Genomic DNA, 17,215 nt, shown 5'->3' with positions numbered 1-17,215 from the left:
GCAGCGCCCGCCCTCAGAACCGCGCCGTCAGGAACAGCCGGAGGTTTCGCCCCGGCAGCAGGATCTCGTCCTTCTTGAAGGAGGCGGAGTTGCGGATGTCGTCGTCGAGGAGATTGCGGCCCTGGAGGCCGAGCGTCACCTCGGTGGCGCCGGAGAGCGCGGGATCGAGCGCCTGGGTGTAGGACAGCTCGGCGCGCAGGTCGTTCCAGCCCTTGGTCGGCGTCTCGAACGGGGCGATCTCGATATGGTCGAAGGCGTGGAGCAGGTTCACCCGGGCGAACCAGCCGCCCGACCGCACGAAGGCGCCGCCGCCGAGCCGGTGGGGCGGAATGCGGGGCACGAAGGTGCCGTCGTCGAACCGGGCGCGCACGAAATCGTACTGCGCCTCGAGGCCGGCCCAGCCGTCGCCCACGGGCAGGAGGTCGAGCTGGGCGCCGATCTCGGCGCCGTAGAAGGTCGTGTTGGCCTGTGAATAGACCACTTGGCGCAGCTCGTCGCCGCTGCCGCAGGAGGCGAAGTCGTCGTCGCAGCGGTTGCCGGTGTCGCGGCGGGAGATGAAGCCGGTGTAGCGGGTGAGGTAGGCGGTCGCGTCGAGCCGGAACGGCCCCTCCGCCCGGCGCAGCGAGAGCTCCATCGTGCGGGCCCGCTCCAGCCGCAGGGTCGGGTCGCCGATCTCGAAGGTCGCCGAGGCGTGGTGCGGCCCCTGCGAGAACAGCTCGTAGCCGGTCGGCGCGCGCTCGACATAGGAGCCGTTGAGGCTCGCCACGAAGCCGTGGGGCAGGTCCTGCAGGACGCCGAGGCTCGCGCTCTTAGGGGCGAAGCGGCGCGTCAGGGGAGCGCTCACCGGGTCGCCGTCCCCGGGCAGGAAGCTGCCGGGAAACCGGGTCGCGAGGCTGTTGAGCCGGTCGCCCTCGATCCGGCCCGCCGCCTGGACGCGCAGGCCGTTGCCGAGGCTCAGCTCCTCGAACAGGTAGGCGGCCAGCACCCGCGACTCGGTCGGCGGCAGGAAGCTCTCGAGCTGCGAGTTGAGCACCCGCCGGCTCGTCTGGATCCCCAATGCGCCGGTGAGCGTGCCCCAGGGCGTCGTGACCGGCACGTGCTGCGCCTCGAACCGGGCCTCGACCTCCCGGTTCTTGAAGATCGCCTGCACGCCCTCGCCCGCGGGTCCCGAGTGGGCGTGGTCATGGTCGTGGTCCTCGTCGCCGTGATCGTGGTCGCCGTGGCCGCGGCCGATCTCCTCGTGGCGGTAGACCGCGCCGCCGGCCCAGAAGCGCAGCACCTCGAACGGCCCCGCCAGCGGCCGGTACTCGCCCCGGGCGAGCAGGCGGTCCTGGTTCGGGGTGAGGCGGCTGCGCGACTCCGCCGCCTCGCCGCCGGGGATCTGGTAGAGGGCGTTGTAGTGGCTGTAGGCGACGCCGACGAAGCCCCGGTCGCCGATCGCCGAGAGGCCGACCGAACCGCCCTGCGTCTCGGAGGCCGAGTTGCGCTGGATGCCCCCGGGAATGGCATAGGAATCGGCCGCGGTCGCGAAGCCGTCGGCATGGACCGCGATCCCGTCGCCGCCCGCATCGACGCTCGCCGCCCCGAGCCGACCATTGTCGACGCTGGAGAAGCCGGTCGTGACCTGCCCCGTCACGCCGCGTGCCGGGATAAAGGTCGGCACCTGGTTGTTCTCCGCCGAGACCACGCCGCCGATGGCGCCCGAGCCGTAGCGCAGGGTCGCGGGGCCGCGGATCACCTCGATCCGGCTGGCGTTGAGCGGATTGACCGGCACCGCGTGGTCCTCGCCGAGATCGGACACGCCGCCGTTGACGATGCCGTTCTCCTGGATGCGGACCCGGGCCTGGTCGAGGCCGCGGATGATCGGCCGCGAGGCCGCCCCCGGCGCGTAGGTCGAGGACGAGATGCCCGGCCGGTCGGACAGGGCGTCGCCGAGCGTGCGCGGCTGGTCACGGGCGATCCGCTCCTGGGGCACCACCGTCACGGGCGAGAACGTGTCGGTGACGACGGGCAGCACCTCCGCGGCCCGCGCCGCGGGGATCGCCGCGGGGACCGCCGCCGCCGGGGGGCCGCGCCGGCCCTGGATCGGGCTCTCCGAGGTGACGCTGATCTCCTCCAGTGTGGCCGCCGCCTGCGCCCGCGCCGCGGTGACGGAGCCGGGCGCACCCACCAGAACCACGCCCGCCGCCAGCAGCAACCGTCTCGAACGCCCGCGCCGCATCCTGCCCGACCTCTTCCCGTCACGTTACAATGTTTCATCTCCTGAATGTTACAATGTTGCAAGTACCCCTCCGGCCCCGTCGCATCGCGGGCGGGCCGATGTGGCCGGCATGCATCTGTGGCCGGCTTGCATCAGCCGCCGCCCCCGCGTGCGCGCCGGCACGGGGCGACCACCTGGAACGGCGGAGCGCGGCAAAGCGGCGCTTGCCGGGGACGGGGCCGGTCCTGACATAAGCCGTCCATGATCGCCGACATGCTGTTCGCCACCCTGCGCTTGCTCCTCCTCGGTCTCGTCCTTGTCTTCCTCGTCCCGCTTGCGACCCACGCCCTCTGGTGGACGGCCAAGGGCGGCCGCGCCGAGACCTGGTCGACGGCCGACTGGTCGAGCGCGGGCCTGCTGCCGCCCGCCGCCGCCAAGCCGGAGGCGGTGGTGCGGGTCTACGCCGCCCGGGTCGGACGCTGGCGGGGCATCTTCGCCCATCACAGCTGGGTGGTCGTGAAGGAGGCGGGCGCGCCCCGCTACACCCGCTACGACGTGGTCGGCTGGGGGCCGCCGGTGCGCACCGACGCCTACGCCCCCGACGGGCGCTGGTTCGGCAATGCACCGGAGCCGGTGCTCGCCCTCGACGGCGCGGCGGCGGCCCGGGCGATCCCCGAGATCCGGGCCGCGGTGGCCGACTATCCCCATCGCAGCCTCGGCTCGTACCGGGCTTGGCCGGGGCCGAACTCGAACACCTTCGCGGCCCATATCGTCGCCCGCATCCCCGACAACGACGTGCCGCTGCCGCCGACGGCGCTCGGCAAGGATTGGACGCCGACCGGCCGCTTCGCCGAACGCACGCCGAGCGGCACGGGTCTGCGCCTGTCGCTCCAGGGCTATGCCGGGCTCACGCTCGGCTGGGTCGACGGGTTGGAGATCAACCTGCTCGGCGCCGTGGCCGGCCTCGACTGGCGTCGCCCGGCCCTCAAGCTACCGGGCTGGGGGCGGATCGATTTCTTGCCCGATGCGGCGGACGCGAACGCCCGGGCGGCCCTGCCGCAGGGTCCGCAGGGCGGGTGAGAATGACCCGCCGGCGTCGCCCGTGCGGCGGCCGGCGCCTGTACAGCTGCGCCAAACGGTCTAGGCTGCGCGGATGGTTGACGAGCGTTTCCCTTCCGATCCGCATCTGCAGCGGACCGCCGAGCTGATGGCGATGGCCGGATCCCTGAACGAGGTCGTCACGGTGCTGCGGCAGACGGCCCGGCGCATCGCCGGCTCGGACGGCATCGCCGTCGTGCTGCGGGAGGGGGGAAGCTGCGTCTACGTCGCCGAGGATGCCGTCGAGCCCCTGTGGATGGGCTGCCGCTTCCCGCTCGAGGCCTGCGTCTCGGGCTGGGCGATGCTGAACGACCAGACGGTGATCGTCCCGGACATCGCCCGCGATCCCCGGGTGCCGGTCGCGCCCTATGCCAGCAAGGCGATCCGCAGCCTCGTCATGGTTCCGATCGGCTCGCCCGAGCCCTTCGCGGCGCTCGGCGCCTATTGGTGCGCCATGGTCCTGCTCGACGCGGCGGCGGCCGCCCGCATCGAGGCGCTCGCGCGTCAGGCCGCGGACGCCGTGGCGCGCCTGCGGGGGCCGCCGGTCCTGGCCGGCGCCTCCCATTGACGGGCCGCCCGCTCCCCCTGACGAACGACCCGCGGATGACCGACCTCCATATCCGCCCGGCCACGCCCGCCGACCGCGATGCGATCTGGGCGATCCTCGAGCCGATCCTGCGGGCCGGCGCGGTGTTTGCGCTGCCCCGCGACGGGACCGCGGAGCAGGCGCTCGCCGCGTGGTTCGCGCCGGATCACCGGGTCTTCGTCGCGGCCGGCGAGGGCCGCGTGCTCGGCAGCTATTACCTGCGCGCCAACCAGCGCGGGGCCGGCGACCACGTCGCCAACGGCAGCTACGCGACGCATCCCGAGGCGCAGGGCCGGGGCGTCGCGCGGGCGATGGGCCTGCACTCCTTCGAGGCGGCCCGCGCGGCCGGGTTCTCGGCCATGCAGTTCAACCTCGTGGTCGCGACGAACACCCGCGCGGTGGCCCTGTGGACGAGCCTCGGCCTCGTCGCGGTGGGTCGTCTGCCCGGCGTGTTCCGCCATCCGGTCCACGGGCCGGTCGACGCGTGGGTGATGCATCGCTTCCTATGACGCGCCGTCGGCGAAGGCCGCGCGCAGGGTCGCGGCGAGGTGGGCGGCGGCCGGGTCCCCGCCCGCCCCCGCGAGGACGAGGCGCAGCCGCGGCAGGGCGGCGAGCCGCCGCGCCACCCGGGCGCTCGGATTGTCGGGCACCCGGGGAAACGGGCCGAAGCCGGTGACGAGCAGGCGGCTCACGCCCGCGTCACAGCCCGATCAGCGCGGCGATGGTCTGGGCGCCCGCCGCCGGGGAATGCTCGCCCGCGGCCACCGATTTCTCCGCCGCCGCGGTCGCCTTGCGCACCTCGGCGCTGCCGACGAGGCGCTGGTGCAGCCGCTCGTGGACCAGCGCCCACATCCACTTCACGTCCTGCTCCCGGCGCCGCTTCTCGATCTCGCCCGTCGCGGTGAGCTTCTGGCGGTGATCCTCGATCCGCGACCAGAGCCCGTCGAGCCCCTTGCCGTGCAAGCCCGAGATGGTGATCACCGGCGGCGTCCAGGTGGCGGAGGCCGGCGTGAGGATATGGAGCGCCGCGCGGTACTCGGACGCCGCGGCGCTGGCCCGACGTTCACCCTCGCCGTCATCGGCCTTGTTGACCGCGATCATGTCGGCGAGTTCGAGGATGCCCTTCTTGATGCCCTGAAGCTCGTCGCCGGCGCCCGGCAGCATCAGCACCAGGAAGAAGTCGGTCAGGTCCGCCACCGCCGTCTCCGACTGGCCGACGCCGACCGTCTCGACGAGGATCACATCGAAGCCCGCCGCCTCGCACAGGAGCATGGTCTCGCGGGTCTTGGCCGCCACGCCGCCGAGCGTGCCCGACGAGGGCGAGGGCCGGATGAAGGCGTTGCGATCGTGGGCGAGGCGGGCCATCCGCGTCTTGTCGCCGAGGATCGAGCCGCCGGTGCGGGTCGAGGAGGGATCCACGGCGAGCACTGCCACCTTGTGGCCGGCCTCGGTCAGCAGAGAGCCCAGCGCATCGATCGTGGTGGACTTGCCGACCCCGGGCACGCCGGTGATGCCGACACGGATGGCGTTCCCGGTCCGCGGCAGCACCGCGTCGATCAGGTCGCGCACCGCCGCCCGGTGATCGGCGCGGCGCGACTCGGCCAGCGTGATGGCGCGGGCCAGAGCCGCGCGGTCTCCGGCGAGGAGCCGCTCGCGGATCGAGTCCATGTCGGGGAGGGCAGGGGCGTTCATGCTGCCCTTCATGCCGGGGTCGCCCTCCGGCGTCGAGGCCCATCGCGGCAAGTTCCCGGGCAATCGCTCGAGCGTGATGGCCGCCGGCCTTCGGGCATCCCCATGCCCCGCGGAGGCGGCGGCCGCGGGTCGGGCCGGTAGGAGAGTGTGCAAAGGGGTCGCGTCAGGCGCGCGGACAGGAAGAATCGTTCGTGCCCCGCCACGGTCAAGATCATGCGCCAGAGGACACGGCCCGTTCCGGCCCGATGCCGGTCCGCGGCCGGTCTTCCGGGGTCAGACATGCCGATCGAATCCGCCGACGCGACCCGCCGCTCGTTCCTCGGCTTCGCGACCGTTGCTGCTCTCGCGCCTGCCCTGTCCGCCTGCGTCATGGATGGTCTCGCCACCGGCACCGTCGCGGAGACGCAATCGGCCCTGGACGTGAGCCCGGTGCTACTGGTCGCCACCACCCGCCGGCCCGCGACCGGGACGCCGCCGCGCTCGCCCTTCTTCGGTTCCGACCGGGGCCGGGGCCTGAGCTTCGCCGAAGCCCGCATGTCCGCGCCCGACCGCTCGCTGATCGGCAAGGTGTCGTCCGTCGTCTCGGGCGATTGGGGCGTGCGCTCGGTCGGGGAGGTCACGACGGGACCGGCCGCGGCCGCCGCCTTCGCCCAGGCCGCCTTCGGGCGCGACGTGCTGATCTACGTCCACGGCTACCGAGAGAGCTTCGAATCCGCGGCCGTCAGCGCGGCGCGGCTCTCCGACGGGGTGCGCTTTTCCGGAGCCTCGGCCCTGTTCACGTGGCCCTCGGCCGCCGCCACCTTCGATTACGGCTACGATCGCGAGAGCGCGCTCTGGTCGCGCGACGCCTTCGAGGACCTGCTCAAGGCCTTCGCCACCACGCCGAGCGGCGGGCGCATCCACATCGTCGCCCATTCGATGGGGACCCTGCTGACCCTCGAGACCCTGCGGATGCTGCGGGTCGAGGTCGGGGAGGCGGCGGTGGCCCGCATCGGCGCGGTGGTGCTCGCCGCGCCCGACATCGACATCGACCTGTTCGCCAGCGGGGTCGAGCGTCTCGGGCCCGACGCCAAGCGCATCACCGTGATCTCGGCCACCAACGACCGGGCCCTGGAACTGTCCGGCGCCATCGCCGGCGGCGTGGTGCGGGCCGGCGCTGCCGACCGCGAGCGCCTGGAATCCCTCGGCGTCCGGGTGGCCGACGCCTCGGATTACGGCGGCGGCCTGTTCAACCACGACCTGTTCCTGTCGAACCGGGAGGTCCAGGGCGTGGTCAAACGCGCCATCGCCCGTGGCAGCGCGGGCGGAACCTAGCCGCAGGGCCCCCACCTTCACCGGAACGTCGGGAAAAGGGGTTACGGGCCAATCGACGAATCCGGCCCGAGCGGCCTACAAGCGCGCGCGGCGTGGCCCGCCGGGATGGCCCGGGGACCCGCCGAGCCTCACTCGCATACGAGGATCCTGCCGATGTTCACCCTCGAGATCGACGGCACCGCCGTCGCGGTCATCAACGGCGACGAGGCGACCGCCCGCGACCTGTTCACCTGCGACGGCTTCAAGGAAGACATCCGCTCGCTGACGGTCGACGGCACCCCGATCTGGAACGGCACCTCCGAACTCAAGGTCCGCCCGGCCAGCCAGGACGAAATCGACGAATTCGACGAGGCGCTCGCCGCCGATCAGGGCGAGGGCGATTTCGAGCCCGATCCGAAGCACGCTTCGGCCAACGACGACGATGCCGATGACGGCGAGGAGGACGAGGCCGACATCGTGTTCCTGGTCGATATCGACGACGAGGACGACGACCAGCTCGACGCCTGATCCGGGCTCCGCTCGATCAAGGCGGAGCCCGGATCAGGCAAGCCCGCGCGGCGTTTGAGCGAAGCCCAAATCCGCCGTCCCGAAGGGATCAACCGGATTTGGTATGATCCGTGTCGCGCCTGCGGAGCCGGGACGATCCCGGCCCCGCAGCGTCCGTTACCGTCCGTCGAGAAGCGCCGCGACGAAGGCCGGCACCGTGACGCTCGCGGGTCCGAGCCGCGTCGCCTCGAACAGGCCGGCATTGTCGGCGGCCTCCAGGTTCAGGGCGAGGGTCGGGATGCCGCGCTGGCGCGCCTGCGCGACGTAGCCCGCCGCCGGGTAGACCGCCCCCGAGGTGCCGATCGCGACGAACCGGTCGGCCGCCGCCAGCGCCGCGTCGATGGCGTCGAGATGATGGGGCATCTCGCCGAACCACACCACGTCCGGCCGCATCCCGCCGCTCCGCCCGCAAGCGGGACACGGCGTGTCGACGGAGAGGTCGTCCTCCCAGGGATGCACGGCTTCACAGGAGAGGCAGCGGGCCTTGGCCAATTCGCCGTGCATGTGGACGACGGCGCGGGAGCCGGCGCGCTCGTGCAGGTCGTCGACGTTCTGCGTGCACAGGAACAGCCGGCCGCCCGCCTGCGACAGCCCCGCTTCGAGCCGCGCCAGGGCCGCGTGGGCCGGGTTCGGCCTGGCCTCCCGCGCGTTGCGGCGGCGCAGGTTGTAGAATTCGTGCACCAGAACCGGTTCGGCGGCGAAGGCTTCGGGCGTCGCCAGCCGCATCGGATCGAACCGGCTCCAGATCCCGCCCCGGTCGCGGAACGTGCCGAGCCCGCTCTCGGCCGAGATGCCGGCGCCCGTCAGGATGAAGAGCGAGTCCGCACGCATCCGAGAACGGTCACGCCTCCGCCAGCCGCTGGGCCAGCACCTTGTCGATGCGCCGTCCGTCCATGTCGATCACCTCGATGCGCCAGCCCTGCACCTCGATCGCGTCGCCCTCGGTGGGGATGCGGCCGAGCTGCACGATGACGAAGCCCGCGAGGGTCGAGAAGTCGTCCGAGCGCGGTTTGTCGGAGAAGCCGAGGCGGTCCAGGGCGTCGCCGACCGGCATCATCCCGTCGATGAGCAGCGAGCCGTCCTCGCGCTCCACCACCATCTTCTCCTCGCCGGGCTCGGGGATCTCGCCGGCCATGGCCTCGAGGAGGTCGGTCTGGGTGACGATGCCCTCCAGGCTCCCGTACTCGTCCACCACGATCGCCATGCGCACCGGCTTGGTCTGGAACATCTCCAGCACCTTGAGGATCGCCAGACCCTCGTGGACGACGATGGGCTCGCGGGTGGCGGCCTTCATGTCGAGGGTCTTGCCGTCGAGAACCTGATCGAGCAGGTCCTGCTTGCGCAGGACGCCGACCACATCGTCGATCTGCGAGCGGCTCACCACGATCTGCTCGTGGCGGCAGGCGCGCACCGCCTCGATCATCGCCTCTTGGCTGTCATCGAGATCGACCCAGTCGACCTCGTTGCGCGGCGTCATGATCTCGCGGATGCGCCGCTCGCCGATGGCCAGGATCCGCGCGACCGCGTCCTCCTGCGCCTCGTGCAGCAGGCCGGCCTCGTGGCTCGCGGTGACGAGAAGGCTCAGTTCGGCCGGGGAGGGCAGGTGGCCTTCGCCCTCGCCGGGGCGTAGGCCGATCAGCCGCAGCACGCCGTTGCCGAGCCCGTTGAGGAAGTGGATCGCCGGCCCGAAGACGAGCAGGAACAGGGTGAGGGGCCGCACGATCACCAGCGCCGTGCGCTCGCTGCGCTGGAGCGCGAGGCTCTTCGGGGCGAGTTCGCCGAGAACGATGTGTAGCGTCGTGATGATCAGGAAGGCCACCGCCACGGCGATCGTGTGGGCCGTGATGCCGGCGGCCGTCTCGGGCAGCCAGAAGAAGGCCGGCTCGACCAAGTGGGCGAGCGCCGGCTCGCCGACCCAGCCGAGGGCCAGGGACGAGATCGTGATGCCGAGTTGCGTCGCGGCAAGATGCGCGTCGAGCCGGTCGGTGGCGCGCTGGAGCGCCTTCGCGTTGAGTCGGCCCTCGTTGACGAGTTCGGCGATTCGGCTGCGTCGCACCGCGACGAGGGAAAATTCCGCCGCGACGAAGAAGCCGTTGGCGAGGACGAGGGCGACGACCGCGAAGAGGCCGAGCGCCGGAGACCAGAAACCGTCCGAAATCGCGCCCTCCCGGGGCCATGCCGCACCCGCTCGCCGCTCGCGTCGGCGGCAGCGAGCATTAAGGCCGAACCCGGGAGCGGGGAAAGAGGTCCAGCGGGATTCCCGGCGCGCGCCCGCGCCGATCCCGTGATCGGTCCGAGGCCGCCCCGATCATCCCGCCGGATCATCCCATCGGACCATTCCCGGGCCCGGAGGAGCGCCCGAACCGCGCGAAGGCACAGGCGCGTTCCCCGATCCGGCGTCAGGCGGGGCGGATCCGGGATCGCTCGGTTCGAGGACGATGCGGGAGCGCGCCGACCCGCTCACATGGACGGGACTCACCTCGTGGGGTTACAACGGCCAAGCTTGGCGAGTCGCGCGCGGCCTCGCCCAAGCGTTCGTTGCAAGCCAAGGGGAATCCCATGACCACGCAGAACCTCACCGTGACCGCCCGCGAGCGTGACACGCTGCTGGCGGCGTTGCGCTATTATCAGTTCTACCGGATGCAGGGTCACCCGTTCGACCCCCGGAAGGACGACCTCATCGACACCATCGCGGCCAGCAGCGGAGACGCGCTCGACGTGACGGAAGTCGACGACCTCTGCGCGGGCTTGCACGGCAATCCGCGCGCCCTCGCCTTCGCGGCGAGCTGAGAATCTCGGGAGGGGATGGAAGCAGCAGGTCGCGAAACACCCGCCGCCCTGACGACGGAATTCAGGCCAGGAGGGTGTTGAGCAGGGCGGCCAGGCCAAGGCCGGCGACGAACACCGCGGCGAGGAGGGGCGCGTCCGCGGTGGTCACCATGCGGCTCCGCTGGTCGAGACGCCGCTGACGAGCGGCCGGCGGGCGACGAACACGCGGGTCTCGACCGTGTCCGAAGCGGAGAGGCGGGCGCTCACCGGCACCGCGCCGCCGGCCTGGGGCAGGCGCTGGGTGAAGGCCTTGCCCGCGGGCGCCGGCACCGCTTCCACCATCGAGGGCACGAGCACGGCGTAGGCCGTCAGCACCGAACCCGCCACCACGATCTTGAGAACGTCCCGCATGATGTCCACCCCTTGCTCGGAGCCTTTTCGGCTCTCGTCTGGGGCTAGGGATAGGCGCGTCAGGTTTCGGACGCATTGCGCCAGCGCACATGGGGATGTTGCGTCGGGCGCCGCGCACGAAACATTTTCAGGTCAGGCTAAACGGACTCTGCCGGGCGCTCCGGACTGTGCCGGGGCGCGGCTCACGGCTCGGCCGCGAGACCGGCTTGCGCCAGTTCGGCGCCGAAGCGCTCCTTCGCATAGGCCTCGAGGTCGAAACGGTCGTCGGGCACCCGGAACATGAAGCGCTCGGCCATCTGTCCGATCACGATGTCCGGCCGGACACGCTCGAGGTAGCCCCAGTCGAGGGAGGACGACCACAGGAAATGCACCTCGGCGAAGCTCTGGGTCAGGTGAGCCGTGAGCAGGATCGGCGCGAAGTGGGAATAGGAATCGCCGAACAGCACCACGCGGCGCGGATCGACCCCCTCCGCGCGATTGCGGAAGATCACGTGGGCGCCGACATGGAGCGTCTCGGCGCGGCCCGCCTGCTCGCGCACTTGCACGATCGGGCTGGCATGTACCCGCTCGGCCCGCATCGGCAGGGTGCGGATCGGCCAGGATTCCGTCACCGGCGGATCGAACTTGTCGCCGAGGTCGCCCGCGCGCTCCATCCATTGGTCCGGCTCGACCGACAGATCCCCCGGCTCGGCACCGACCGCCGCGCAGATCAGGCGGTGGGCCAGATCGCAGCCCTCGAACGACCAGTGGCTGTCGGTGCGATGGTAGAGGTCGCGTTCGTCCCGCGCCGCCCGGAACGCCGTGACGAGGTCGAGGCAGGCGCGGCGGGCGGTCCGGTGCCAGAACAGGGACCGGCGCAGGCGCAGGGCCGGAGAGAGGCGCACCGCCACCCGCAGGCCGGGGGCGAGCCGGTGATCGTAGACGGACAGCTTCTCCGGCACGACCACGTGAAGGTAGCGAGCACCGAGCGTCTCGCAGCGCCGGACCCGCTCCACCACGAGGCGCTTCCAGCCCCGCACCCGCCGCCGCATGAAGCCGGAGCGGCTGAACTGCCCGACGACGTTGTTGCTGCCGGCGGTCAGGAACAGCCAGCCTTCACGCCCGACATGGACGTGCTCGTCCCCAAGGTCCGCCATGAGAGCGGTGCCCTCAGCCTCCGAAGACGGAGGTGAGCACCTCGCCGCCGCGGTTGATCGAGACCTCCCACAGGCCGAAGCTGCGCTGGGTCAACCGGTCGAGGTCCTTGGTCGAGGCAACCGGGGTTCCGTTCACCGCCACGATCACGTCGCCCTTCTTGAAGCCGGCGCGGTTGGCGAGCGACCCTTCCTCGACGGCACTGATCGCCACGCCTTCCTCGGGAAGGTCGGCCTGCAACTCCTCGCCGACCGCGGGCGAGGTGTTGACGAGGGTCGCCCCCGCGAAGGGAGTCCGGGCCCGGACCTTGAGGGCGTCGCGCGGGCGGGTCTCCGGGGCGGGGCCGAGCTTGACCTGAAGGGTCTGGCGCCGGGTGCCGCGCAGGATGCCGAACTGGGCGGTGCCGGAGATGCCCTTGAGGGCGAAGCGGTAGCCGAAGGAGTCCGGATCATCGACGCCCTGCCCGTCGATGGTGAGGATCACGTCGCCCCGCTTCAGGCCTGCCTCCTCGGCCGGACTCTTGGCCTGCATGTTGGCCACCAGCACGCCGGTCGGTCGGTCGAGGCCGACGCTCTCGGCGATGTCGGCGGTCACGCTCTGCACCCGCGCCCCGAGCCAGGGGCGGCGTACGAGACTGCCGCCGCCCTTGGCGGTGTCGACCACGGCGCGGATCATGCTCGCGGGAATCGCGAAACCGATGCCGTGGCTGCCGCCGGATTGCGAGTAGATCGCGGTGTTGACCCCGACGAGGCGGCCCTGGAGATCGACCAGCGCGCCGCCGGAATTGCCCGGATTGATCGCCGCGTCGGTCTGGATGAAGAACTGGTAGTCCGAGGAGCCGACCTGGGTGCGGGCCAGCGCCGAGATGATGCCTTGCGTCACCGTCTGGCCGACGCCGAAGGGGTTGCCGATCGCCAGCACCACGTCCCCGACCTCGAGATGGTCGGAATCGCCGATCGGCATGGGCGCGATGTCGGCGGGCGTCTTGATCTTCAGCACGGCGAGGTCGGTGCGCGGGTCGCGCAGCACGATCTGGGCCTCGAACTCGCGCTTGTCGGCGAGAGCGACCTTCACCTCGTTCATGTTCTCGATGACGTGGTTGTTGGTGATGACGAGGCCGCTGCCATCGACGATCACCCCCGAGCCGAGGGAGCGCTGGGCCCGCTCGCCCGGCATGCCCGAGGGGCCGCGGCCCGGGCGATCCTCGCCGAAGAAGCGGCGCATGAACTCGTCCATGGCGCTGGACCGCGCGGTGCGCTTCTCGACATGCGAGGCGTAGACGTTGACGACGGACGGGGCCGCCCGCTTCACCACCGGGGCGAAGGAGAGTTGAATCTCGCCCTTCGAGAGGGGGACGGTCTTCTCGGGCGTCTGCGCCATCTGGGCGGCGGCGGGGGCCGCGAGCAGAAGCGCGGACAGCAGGCCGGCCGGCAGAAGCGGCGAGAGGGGCATGGCGGGTCTCCCGGAAGACACAGGTACGATCCGGGCTATGTAGCCCCGGCGGGCACGGCGGGCGAGAGGCCGCCGCGCCCCAAGCCGGGTTCAGTGCCAGCGGGCGGTATCGCCGAAGGGGTTGGCGCTGCGCAGGATGTGGCTGAAGCAGGTCAGCGAGGCGTCCGCCGCCCGCTGGATCTCGGTCACCTGGAGCCGGATCGCCTCCGCCGGGGACTTGGCCCGGGTCAGAGCCTGGAAATGCGCCACCGCGGCTTCACCCTCGCCGCGGGCGAAAGCCAGCAGGGTCTGGTTGATCTCGGTGAGGGGCGCCAGTGTCGGGACGAACACGAAGTTCGCGCCGATGTGCACGCCCTTCGGCGATTCGAAGGCCTTGTCGGTGGCGAACGAGACGGTCTCGACGACCGCATGGGTCACCGCCACCGCCGGTTCGGTGGCCGCCTCGGCGACGTCCGTCACGGTCTCGGCCGTGACCTCAGTGGCCTGCGCCGCGACCTCGGTCGACAGTTCGGCGGCATCCGACACCGCCGCGCTGGTCTGCTCGACGGTCTCAGCGACCGCCTCGGTCGTCTGCGCGACGCTGCTCGACGCGGCCTCGGCCGTCTGCTCCACCGACGCGGTCACGACCTCCGACGCCGTCTCGGTCACGCTCTCGGCGGCCTCGACGGCCGGCTCGGCGAGCGCCTGAACGGGCTCTTCCGGGGCGAGCTCTTCCGGGGCGGTTTCTTCCACGACGGGCTCTTCCACGACGGAGGGCTCGTCCGAAGCCGGATGGTCGGCCGGGGCCTCAACCGGGGATTCCGACGACGCGTCGCTCGCCTCGATGGCGGCGGGCGCTTCCTCCGGCGTCGCGACGGAGGAGGCCGCGTGCTCGACCGCCTCGGGGGTCTCGTGCGCAATCTCGGGGGTCGGCGCCACGTCTTGGGCGGGAGAGGGAGTGCCCGCGGCGGGCGATCCCGGTGAACGTCCTCTGCGGCGGCTCGACGACATGAAACCTCTCCTCGTTCGATACCCATGGCTCTCGGGCGACTCCGGACAGAGTCCGGAGCGCCGCAGGAGAGCATAGCGTCGTGGCATGACGCTTCGGGGACCCTGGGTCAGGATCCCGAACCGTCATGCCGTCGCGTCCCGGCCGCAGCCGGGACAGAACCCGATCAGCGGGCGGCGCTCTGAGCGAGGGCGCCGTATTCCTTGGCCTGGGCCTGGAAAGCGGCGAACTGGGACTTCACGAACTCCGACTGGATCTCGAAGGCCTCCTTGGGATCCTTCGAGCGGACGATGCGCTGGGCGTAGTCGAACGTGGCGTCGGCGTTCGTCTTGGCGTGGTCGAGACCCTTCAGCACGGCCGAGTACAGGGCGGATTGAACCGTGGTGGCGGAGCTGCGGAGCTGCTCGGAGGTCTTCACGGCGCCGTTCAGGAGGGTGCCGAAGGCGTTGCGAGCCTGATCGACGCTCTTGTCGGCGAAATCGCGGAACTCAGCGGGGATCTCGAAATTCGGGGTGCTCATATCGCTCTCCTGTCGTCAGGACCGGGAGATGGTGGCGCCGCTCAGGAAGCGGGGCCCTTCCGTTCAGATGACCGGCCCGAAACCCGTATGTTGCAGTGCAACATAAAAGTCAAGAAGGCGGGGGAACCAAATCGTGATCGACGCCATCGGTCGATAAGCCCCTGACACAGCTAGGAATATAGGCTGAGGGCCCTGGCAGCGTCCTGCTACCTATGTTGTGGTTCGACGCATTATAGTGATGAATGGCGCGCTCCGCCAACCGCTGACGGTGCGCTCACGGGGCGGATGCGGGGGAGATCTCCCGCAGATGCGTCGGCGCGCTGCCGCAGTGCCGCGAACGGCGATCCTCCGCGAGCTGCCGGTACAGCCCGAGGAGGGCGTCGGCATGCGCCGCCAGGGTCGGCGGCGCCTGCCAGTAGGCCGCGTGGGCGGCTCTACCGAGTCGGGCCACCAAGGCGTCGTCCCGCAGCGCCCGGAAGGCCTGCGCCAGGGCTTCGAACTCGGGCTCGACGACGAGGCCGGTCTCCCCGTGGCGGACCTTCTCGGCGGCGCCGGACCGAGTCGAGGCCACCACCGGAAGGCCCTGGGCCAGGGCCTCGTAGACCGTGAGCGGGCCGGTCTCGTACCAGCGTGAGGGCGCGCAGACCGCCCGGGCCCGCGCCCGGAGAATCGTCGCGACCTCGTCCGGGCTGCGCCAGCCGATCACCTCGGCACCCCCGGCACGCAGGGAATCCTCCAGCGGGCCCGCCCCGATGAACAGCGCCGGCAGGCCCGCCCGGCCTGCGGCCTCGGCCACGAGATCCGCTCCCTTCTCCGCGGTCAGCCGGCCGACATAGGCGATCGCCTGGCCGTTCGCGGGCTCGGCCGGGAGGCCGGGCGCCACCCGCACGGGGTTGTCGATCCGGTGATGGCGCAGGCGCAAGGCCCCGAGCAGTCCTGGCATGCGGGCGCGGCTGGCATCGCAGACATGGATGACGTCGAGGGGCTCGCTTCCGGCCGCAGCCCGCAACGCCACGGACCGCCCGACCCGCACCGCCTTGTGCAGCCGGCTCTTGGGATCGCAGGGGGCGGTGAGGCAGCGCGCGGAGAGGGGGGAGAGGGCGCAGGGCTCGGCCCGGTCGAAGCGGTAATAGACGCCGTTCGGGCAGGCGAGGAAGTAGTCGTGGAGCGTCAGCACCAAGGGCGCCGGATAGCCCCGCAGCACCGGCAGAACGGCGGGTGAGAGGGTGCGCGTCCACTGGTGCAGGTGCAGGCAATCGGCCGGCTCCGGCAGGGCCCCGAGCACGGCGGACAGGCGCCGGGCGGCCTCCGCATGCCAGATCCCCGTCGCGGCGCCGCGCCACGCCGGCAGGGACCACACGTCCGGCAGGGCGAGATCGATGCGGCGCAGGCGGGGGTGATCGAGGAGCGCGTCGGCGGGGCCGCTCACGCCCTGGATGTAGGTGACCTCCACCCCGGCTTCCGCGAGGCCGCGGGCGGACTCGACCGCCACCTTCTCGGCGCCCCCGCTCGCGGCGGCGAACTCGGCGAGAATCACGACATGCATCGGCGGCTCCGCCCGGGAAGCGCCGCGCGGCGCCGAACCTCGACGCTACCCGATCCGGCCTGCCGGCCGGTAAACGCGTCCGATCCGGACGAAACACCCGGGCCGTCGCCCGCGTTGGTCCCACATCTCCGCCGTGCAGGGCGCGGCGATCGAACCCCCGAGTGAGGTACCCGTGACCGACAAGAGCGTTGAGAAGGACGATCCCAAGGCCGCCGGCTTCCGCCAGGACGGCAAGGGCGACAAGGCCCATCCCGAGAACAGCCAGGAAAAGGCGAACGAACGTCTCGACGAAGCGCTGGAAGAGACCTTCCCGTCGAGCGATCCGGTTTCGGTGAAGATCACGAAGTGAGGCGCGGCAGCCCGCGGGTTCTGCGAGTCCGGCGCGCTGCCGCCATCGTGACCCCCGCGTGCCGGGCGAGGCGTCGGCGTCGGCCCGCGTCTTTCGGATACCGGCGATCCCCGCATTTGCCCCCCGGACCGGTTTTATGGTCACCTGGGCGGCCCCGTCGCCGCGCTCCGGACAGCGCGGCGGCGTCGCGCCCGGGGCCGTTCGGTCCGGGCGCGGACCCGTTCATCATCGAACCGAGGGTATGCGCATGACGATCATCCCGAAGGTGGCCCTGATCCTGCCGTTGCTCGCCGCGACGCCGGCTTGGGCGCAAGGCACCGAAGCCCAGCGCGCGGCCTGCGGGCCGGATGCGATCCGGCTCTGCGCCTCGTCGATCCCCGATCCGGGCCGGGTCGCGGCCTGTCTCCAGCGCGAGCGCGACCGGCTCAGCGGTGCCTGCCGTGCCATGCTGGACGAGGGCTCGGCCGCTGCCCGCACGGCGACCGCGCCGGCGCCGGCCTCCGCGCCGCGCCCGGCGCAAGCGGTCGCCCGACCCCGGGACGCCCCAGCCCCGGCGCGGACGGCCCGGGCCGATGGGGAACGCCGCGTGGCCACGGCGGCGGAGCCCCGG

At 71.8% G+C, this 17,215-nt stretch carries 18 protein-coding genes and 1 pseudogene; 8 read left to right on the top strand and 11 right to left on the bottom strand.

What is annotated here, in order from left to right; genetic code table 11:
* Positions 1-13: 13 nt before the first annotated feature.
* On the bottom strand, positions 14-2,197 hold the full coding sequence (locus LW587_RS16805) for a TonB-dependent receptor (protein ID WP_232630743.1): 2,184 nt from the start codon (positions 2,195-2,197) through the stop codon (positions 14-16).
* A 264-nt stretch (positions 2,198-2,461) separates the two neighbouring features.
* On the opposite strand from LW587_RS16805, the gene LW587_RS16800 reads away from it, so the two are divergent.
* The 3 genes from LW587_RS16800 (at position 2,462) to LW587_RS16790 (ending at position 4,393) form a co-directional block, all read left to right on the top strand.
* A complete protein-coding gene (locus LW587_RS16800) occupies positions 2,462-3,280 on the top strand; it encodes a DUF3750 domain-containing protein (RefSeq protein ID WP_232630742.1) in 819 nt (272 codons plus the stop codon).
* 133 nt (positions 3,281-3,413) lie between these two features.
* Positions 3,414-3,866, top strand: coding sequence for a GAF domain-containing protein (locus tag LW587_RS16795; protein WP_332839841.1), 453 nt, complete (start codon positions 3,414-3,416; stop codon positions 3,864-3,866).
* Positions 3,867-3,901: 35 nt separating this feature from the next.
* On the top strand, positions 3,902-4,393 hold the full coding sequence (locus tag LW587_RS16790) for a GNAT family N-acetyltransferase (protein WP_232630740.1): 492 nt from the start codon (positions 3,902-3,904) through the stop codon (positions 4,391-4,393).
* Here the strand turns inward: LW587_RS16790 and LW587_RS24245 are convergent.
* Both LW587_RS24245 and meaB read right to left on the bottom strand, forming a co-directional pair.
* Complete coding sequence (locus LW587_RS24245; protein WP_442919159.1) at positions 4,388-4,576, bottom strand: hypothetical protein; 189 nt, start codon at positions 4,574-4,576, stop codon at positions 4,388-4,390. The genes LW587_RS16790 and LW587_RS24245 overlap by 6 nt on opposite strands.
* A gap of 7 nt (positions 4,577-4,583) precedes the next feature.
* Entirely contained in the window at positions 4,584-5,588 is a 1,005-nt protein-coding gene (gene meaB, locus LW587_RS16780; protein ID WP_442919158.1) for a methylmalonyl Co-A mutase-associated GTPase MeaB, read from the bottom strand.
* A 273-nt stretch (positions 5,589-5,861) separates the two neighbouring features.
* Between meaB and LW587_RS16775 the strand changes: the two genes are divergently transcribed.
* Positions 5,862-6,890: an alpha/beta hydrolase gene (locus LW587_RS16775; RefSeq protein WP_232630766.1), complete on the top strand. Its 1,029-nt coding sequence runs from the start codon at positions 5,862-5,864 to the stop codon at positions 6,888-6,890.
* A gap of 153 nt (positions 6,891-7,043) precedes the next feature.
* Entirely contained in the window at positions 7,044-7,397 is a 354-nt protein-coding gene (locus tag LW587_RS16770; RefSeq protein ID WP_232630738.1) for a hypothetical protein, read from the top strand.
* A gap of 156 nt (positions 7,398-7,553) precedes the next feature.
* On the opposite strand, the gene LW587_RS16765 is transcribed toward LW587_RS16770, so the two are convergent.
* Both LW587_RS16765 and LW587_RS16760 read right to left on the bottom strand, forming a co-directional pair.
* Positions 7,554-8,267, bottom strand: coding sequence for an NAD-dependent deacylase (locus LW587_RS16765; protein ID WP_232630737.1), 714 nt, complete (start codon positions 8,265-8,267; stop codon positions 7,554-7,556).
* Between the two features lie 10 nt (positions 8,268-8,277).
* The gene (locus LW587_RS16760; protein WP_232630765.1) at positions 8,278-9,594 is read right to left on the bottom strand and encodes a hemolysin family protein; all 1,317 of its coding nucleotides are present in this window, start codon (positions 9,592-9,594) and stop codon (positions 8,278-8,280) included.
* A 401-nt stretch (positions 9,595-9,995) separates the two neighbouring features.
* Here LW587_RS16760 and LW587_RS16755 point away from each other — a divergent pair, with 401 nt between their 5' ends.
* Positions 9,996-10,226 (top strand): hypothetical protein, encoded by a 231-nt coding sequence (locus LW587_RS16755; protein WP_232630736.1) that lies wholly within the window; start codon positions 9,996-9,998, stop codon positions 10,224-10,226.
* 144 nt (positions 10,227-10,370) lie between these two features.
* Here LW587_RS16755 and LW587_RS16750 read toward each other — a convergent pair whose 3' ends face one another.
* From LW587_RS16750 to LW587_RS16725, 6 genes are all read right to left on the bottom strand, one after another.
* Positions 10,371-10,616 carry a hypothetical protein gene (locus LW587_RS16750; RefSeq protein ID WP_232630735.1) on the bottom strand — a complete coding sequence of 82 codons (246 nt, stop codon included), beginning with the start codon at positions 10,614-10,616 and terminating at the stop codon, positions 10,371-10,373.
* Between the two features lie 182 nt (positions 10,617-10,798).
* Positions 10,799-11,752 (bottom strand): alginate O-acetyltransferase AlgX-related protein, encoded by a 954-nt coding sequence (locus tag LW587_RS16745; protein ID WP_232630734.1) that lies wholly within the window; start codon positions 11,750-11,752, stop codon positions 10,799-10,801.
* A 13-nt stretch (positions 11,753-11,765) separates the two neighbouring features.
* The gene (locus LW587_RS16740; RefSeq protein ID WP_232630733.1) at positions 11,766-13,202 is read right to left on the bottom strand and encodes a DegQ family serine endoprotease; all 1,437 of its coding nucleotides are present in this window, start codon (positions 13,200-13,202) and stop codon (positions 11,766-11,768) included.
* 90 nt (positions 13,203-13,292) lie between these two features.
* A complete protein-coding gene (locus tag LW587_RS16735) occupies positions 13,293-14,120 on the bottom strand; it encodes a Phasin (RefSeq protein WP_232630732.1) in 828 nt (275 codons plus the stop codon).
* Positions 14,121-14,356: 236 nt separating this feature from the next.
* The gene (locus LW587_RS16730) at positions 14,357-14,710 is read right to left on the bottom strand and encodes a phasin (RefSeq protein WP_232630731.1); all 354 of its coding nucleotides are present in this window, start codon (positions 14,708-14,710) and stop codon (positions 14,357-14,359) included.
* 274 nt (positions 14,711-14,984) lie between these two features.
* Positions 14,985-16,256 (bottom strand): glycosyltransferase family 4 protein, encoded by a 1,272-nt coding sequence (locus LW587_RS16725; protein WP_232630730.1) that lies wholly within the window; start codon positions 16,254-16,256, stop codon positions 14,985-14,987.
* A 172-nt stretch (positions 16,257-16,428) separates the two neighbouring features.
* Here LW587_RS16725 and LW587_RS16720 point away from each other — a divergent pair, with 172 nt between their 5' ends.
* Entirely contained in the window at positions 16,429-16,605 is a 177-nt protein-coding gene (locus LW587_RS16720) for a hypothetical protein (RefSeq protein ID WP_232630729.1), read from the top strand.
* 247 nt (positions 16,606-16,852) lie between these two features.
* Positions 16,853-17,215 (top strand): annotated as a pseudogene (locus LW587_RS16715) (cysteine rich repeat-containing protein); the annotation flags it as partial.

It is taken from the genome of Methylobacterium sp. Leaf118, from assembly GCF_920984675.1.
GTDB lineage: Bacteria > Pseudomonadota > Alphaproteobacteria > Rhizobiales > Beijerinckiaceae > Methylobacterium.
This window is presented reverse-complemented; position numbering and strand designations above follow the sequence as displayed.

Coding starts and splice junctions, on each gene's coding strand:
- LW587_RS16800 (WP_232630742.1), top strand. CDS start 2,462: ATGATCGCCGACATGCTGTTCGCCACCCTGCGCTTGCTCCTCCTCGGT.
- LW587_RS16795 (WP_332839841.1), top strand. CDS start 3,414: ATGGCCGGATCCCTGAACGAGGTCGTCACGGTGCTGCGGCAGACGGCC.
- LW587_RS16790 (WP_232630740.1), top strand. CDS start 3,902: ATGACCGACCTCCATATCCGCCCGGCCACGCCCGCCGACCGCGATGCG.
- meaB (WP_442919158.1), bottom strand. CDS start 5,588: ATGAAGGGCAGCATGAACGCCCCTGCCCTCCCCGACATGGACTCGATC.
- LW587_RS16770 (WP_232630738.1), top strand. CDS start 7,044: ATGTTCACCCTCGAGATCGACGGCACCGCCGTCGCGGTCATCAACGGC.
- LW587_RS16765 (WP_232630737.1), bottom strand. CDS start 8,267: ATGCGTGCGGACTCGCTCTTCATCCTGACGGGCGCCGGCATCTCGGCC.
- LW587_RS16755 (WP_232630736.1), top strand. CDS start 9,996: ATGACCACGCAGAACCTCACCGTGACCGCCCGCGAGCGTGACACGCTG.
- LW587_RS16750 (WP_232630735.1), bottom strand. CDS start 10,616: ATGCGGGACGTTCTCAAGATCGTGGTGGCGGGTTCGGTGCTGACGGCC.
- LW587_RS16745 (WP_232630734.1), bottom strand. CDS start 11,752: ATGGCGGACCTTGGGGACGAGCACGTCCATGTCGGGCGTGAAGGCTGG.
- LW587_RS16740 (WP_232630733.1), bottom strand. CDS start 13,202: ATGCCCCTCTCGCCGCTTCTGCCGGCCGGCCTGCTGTCCGCGCTTCTG.
- LW587_RS16730 (WP_232630731.1), bottom strand. CDS start 14,710: ATGAGCACCCCGAATTTCGAGATCCCCGCTGAGTTCCGCGATTTCGCC.
- LW587_RS16725 (WP_232630730.1), bottom strand. CDS start 16,256: ATGCATGTCGTGATTCTCGCCGAGTTCGCCGCCGCGAGCGGGGGCGCC.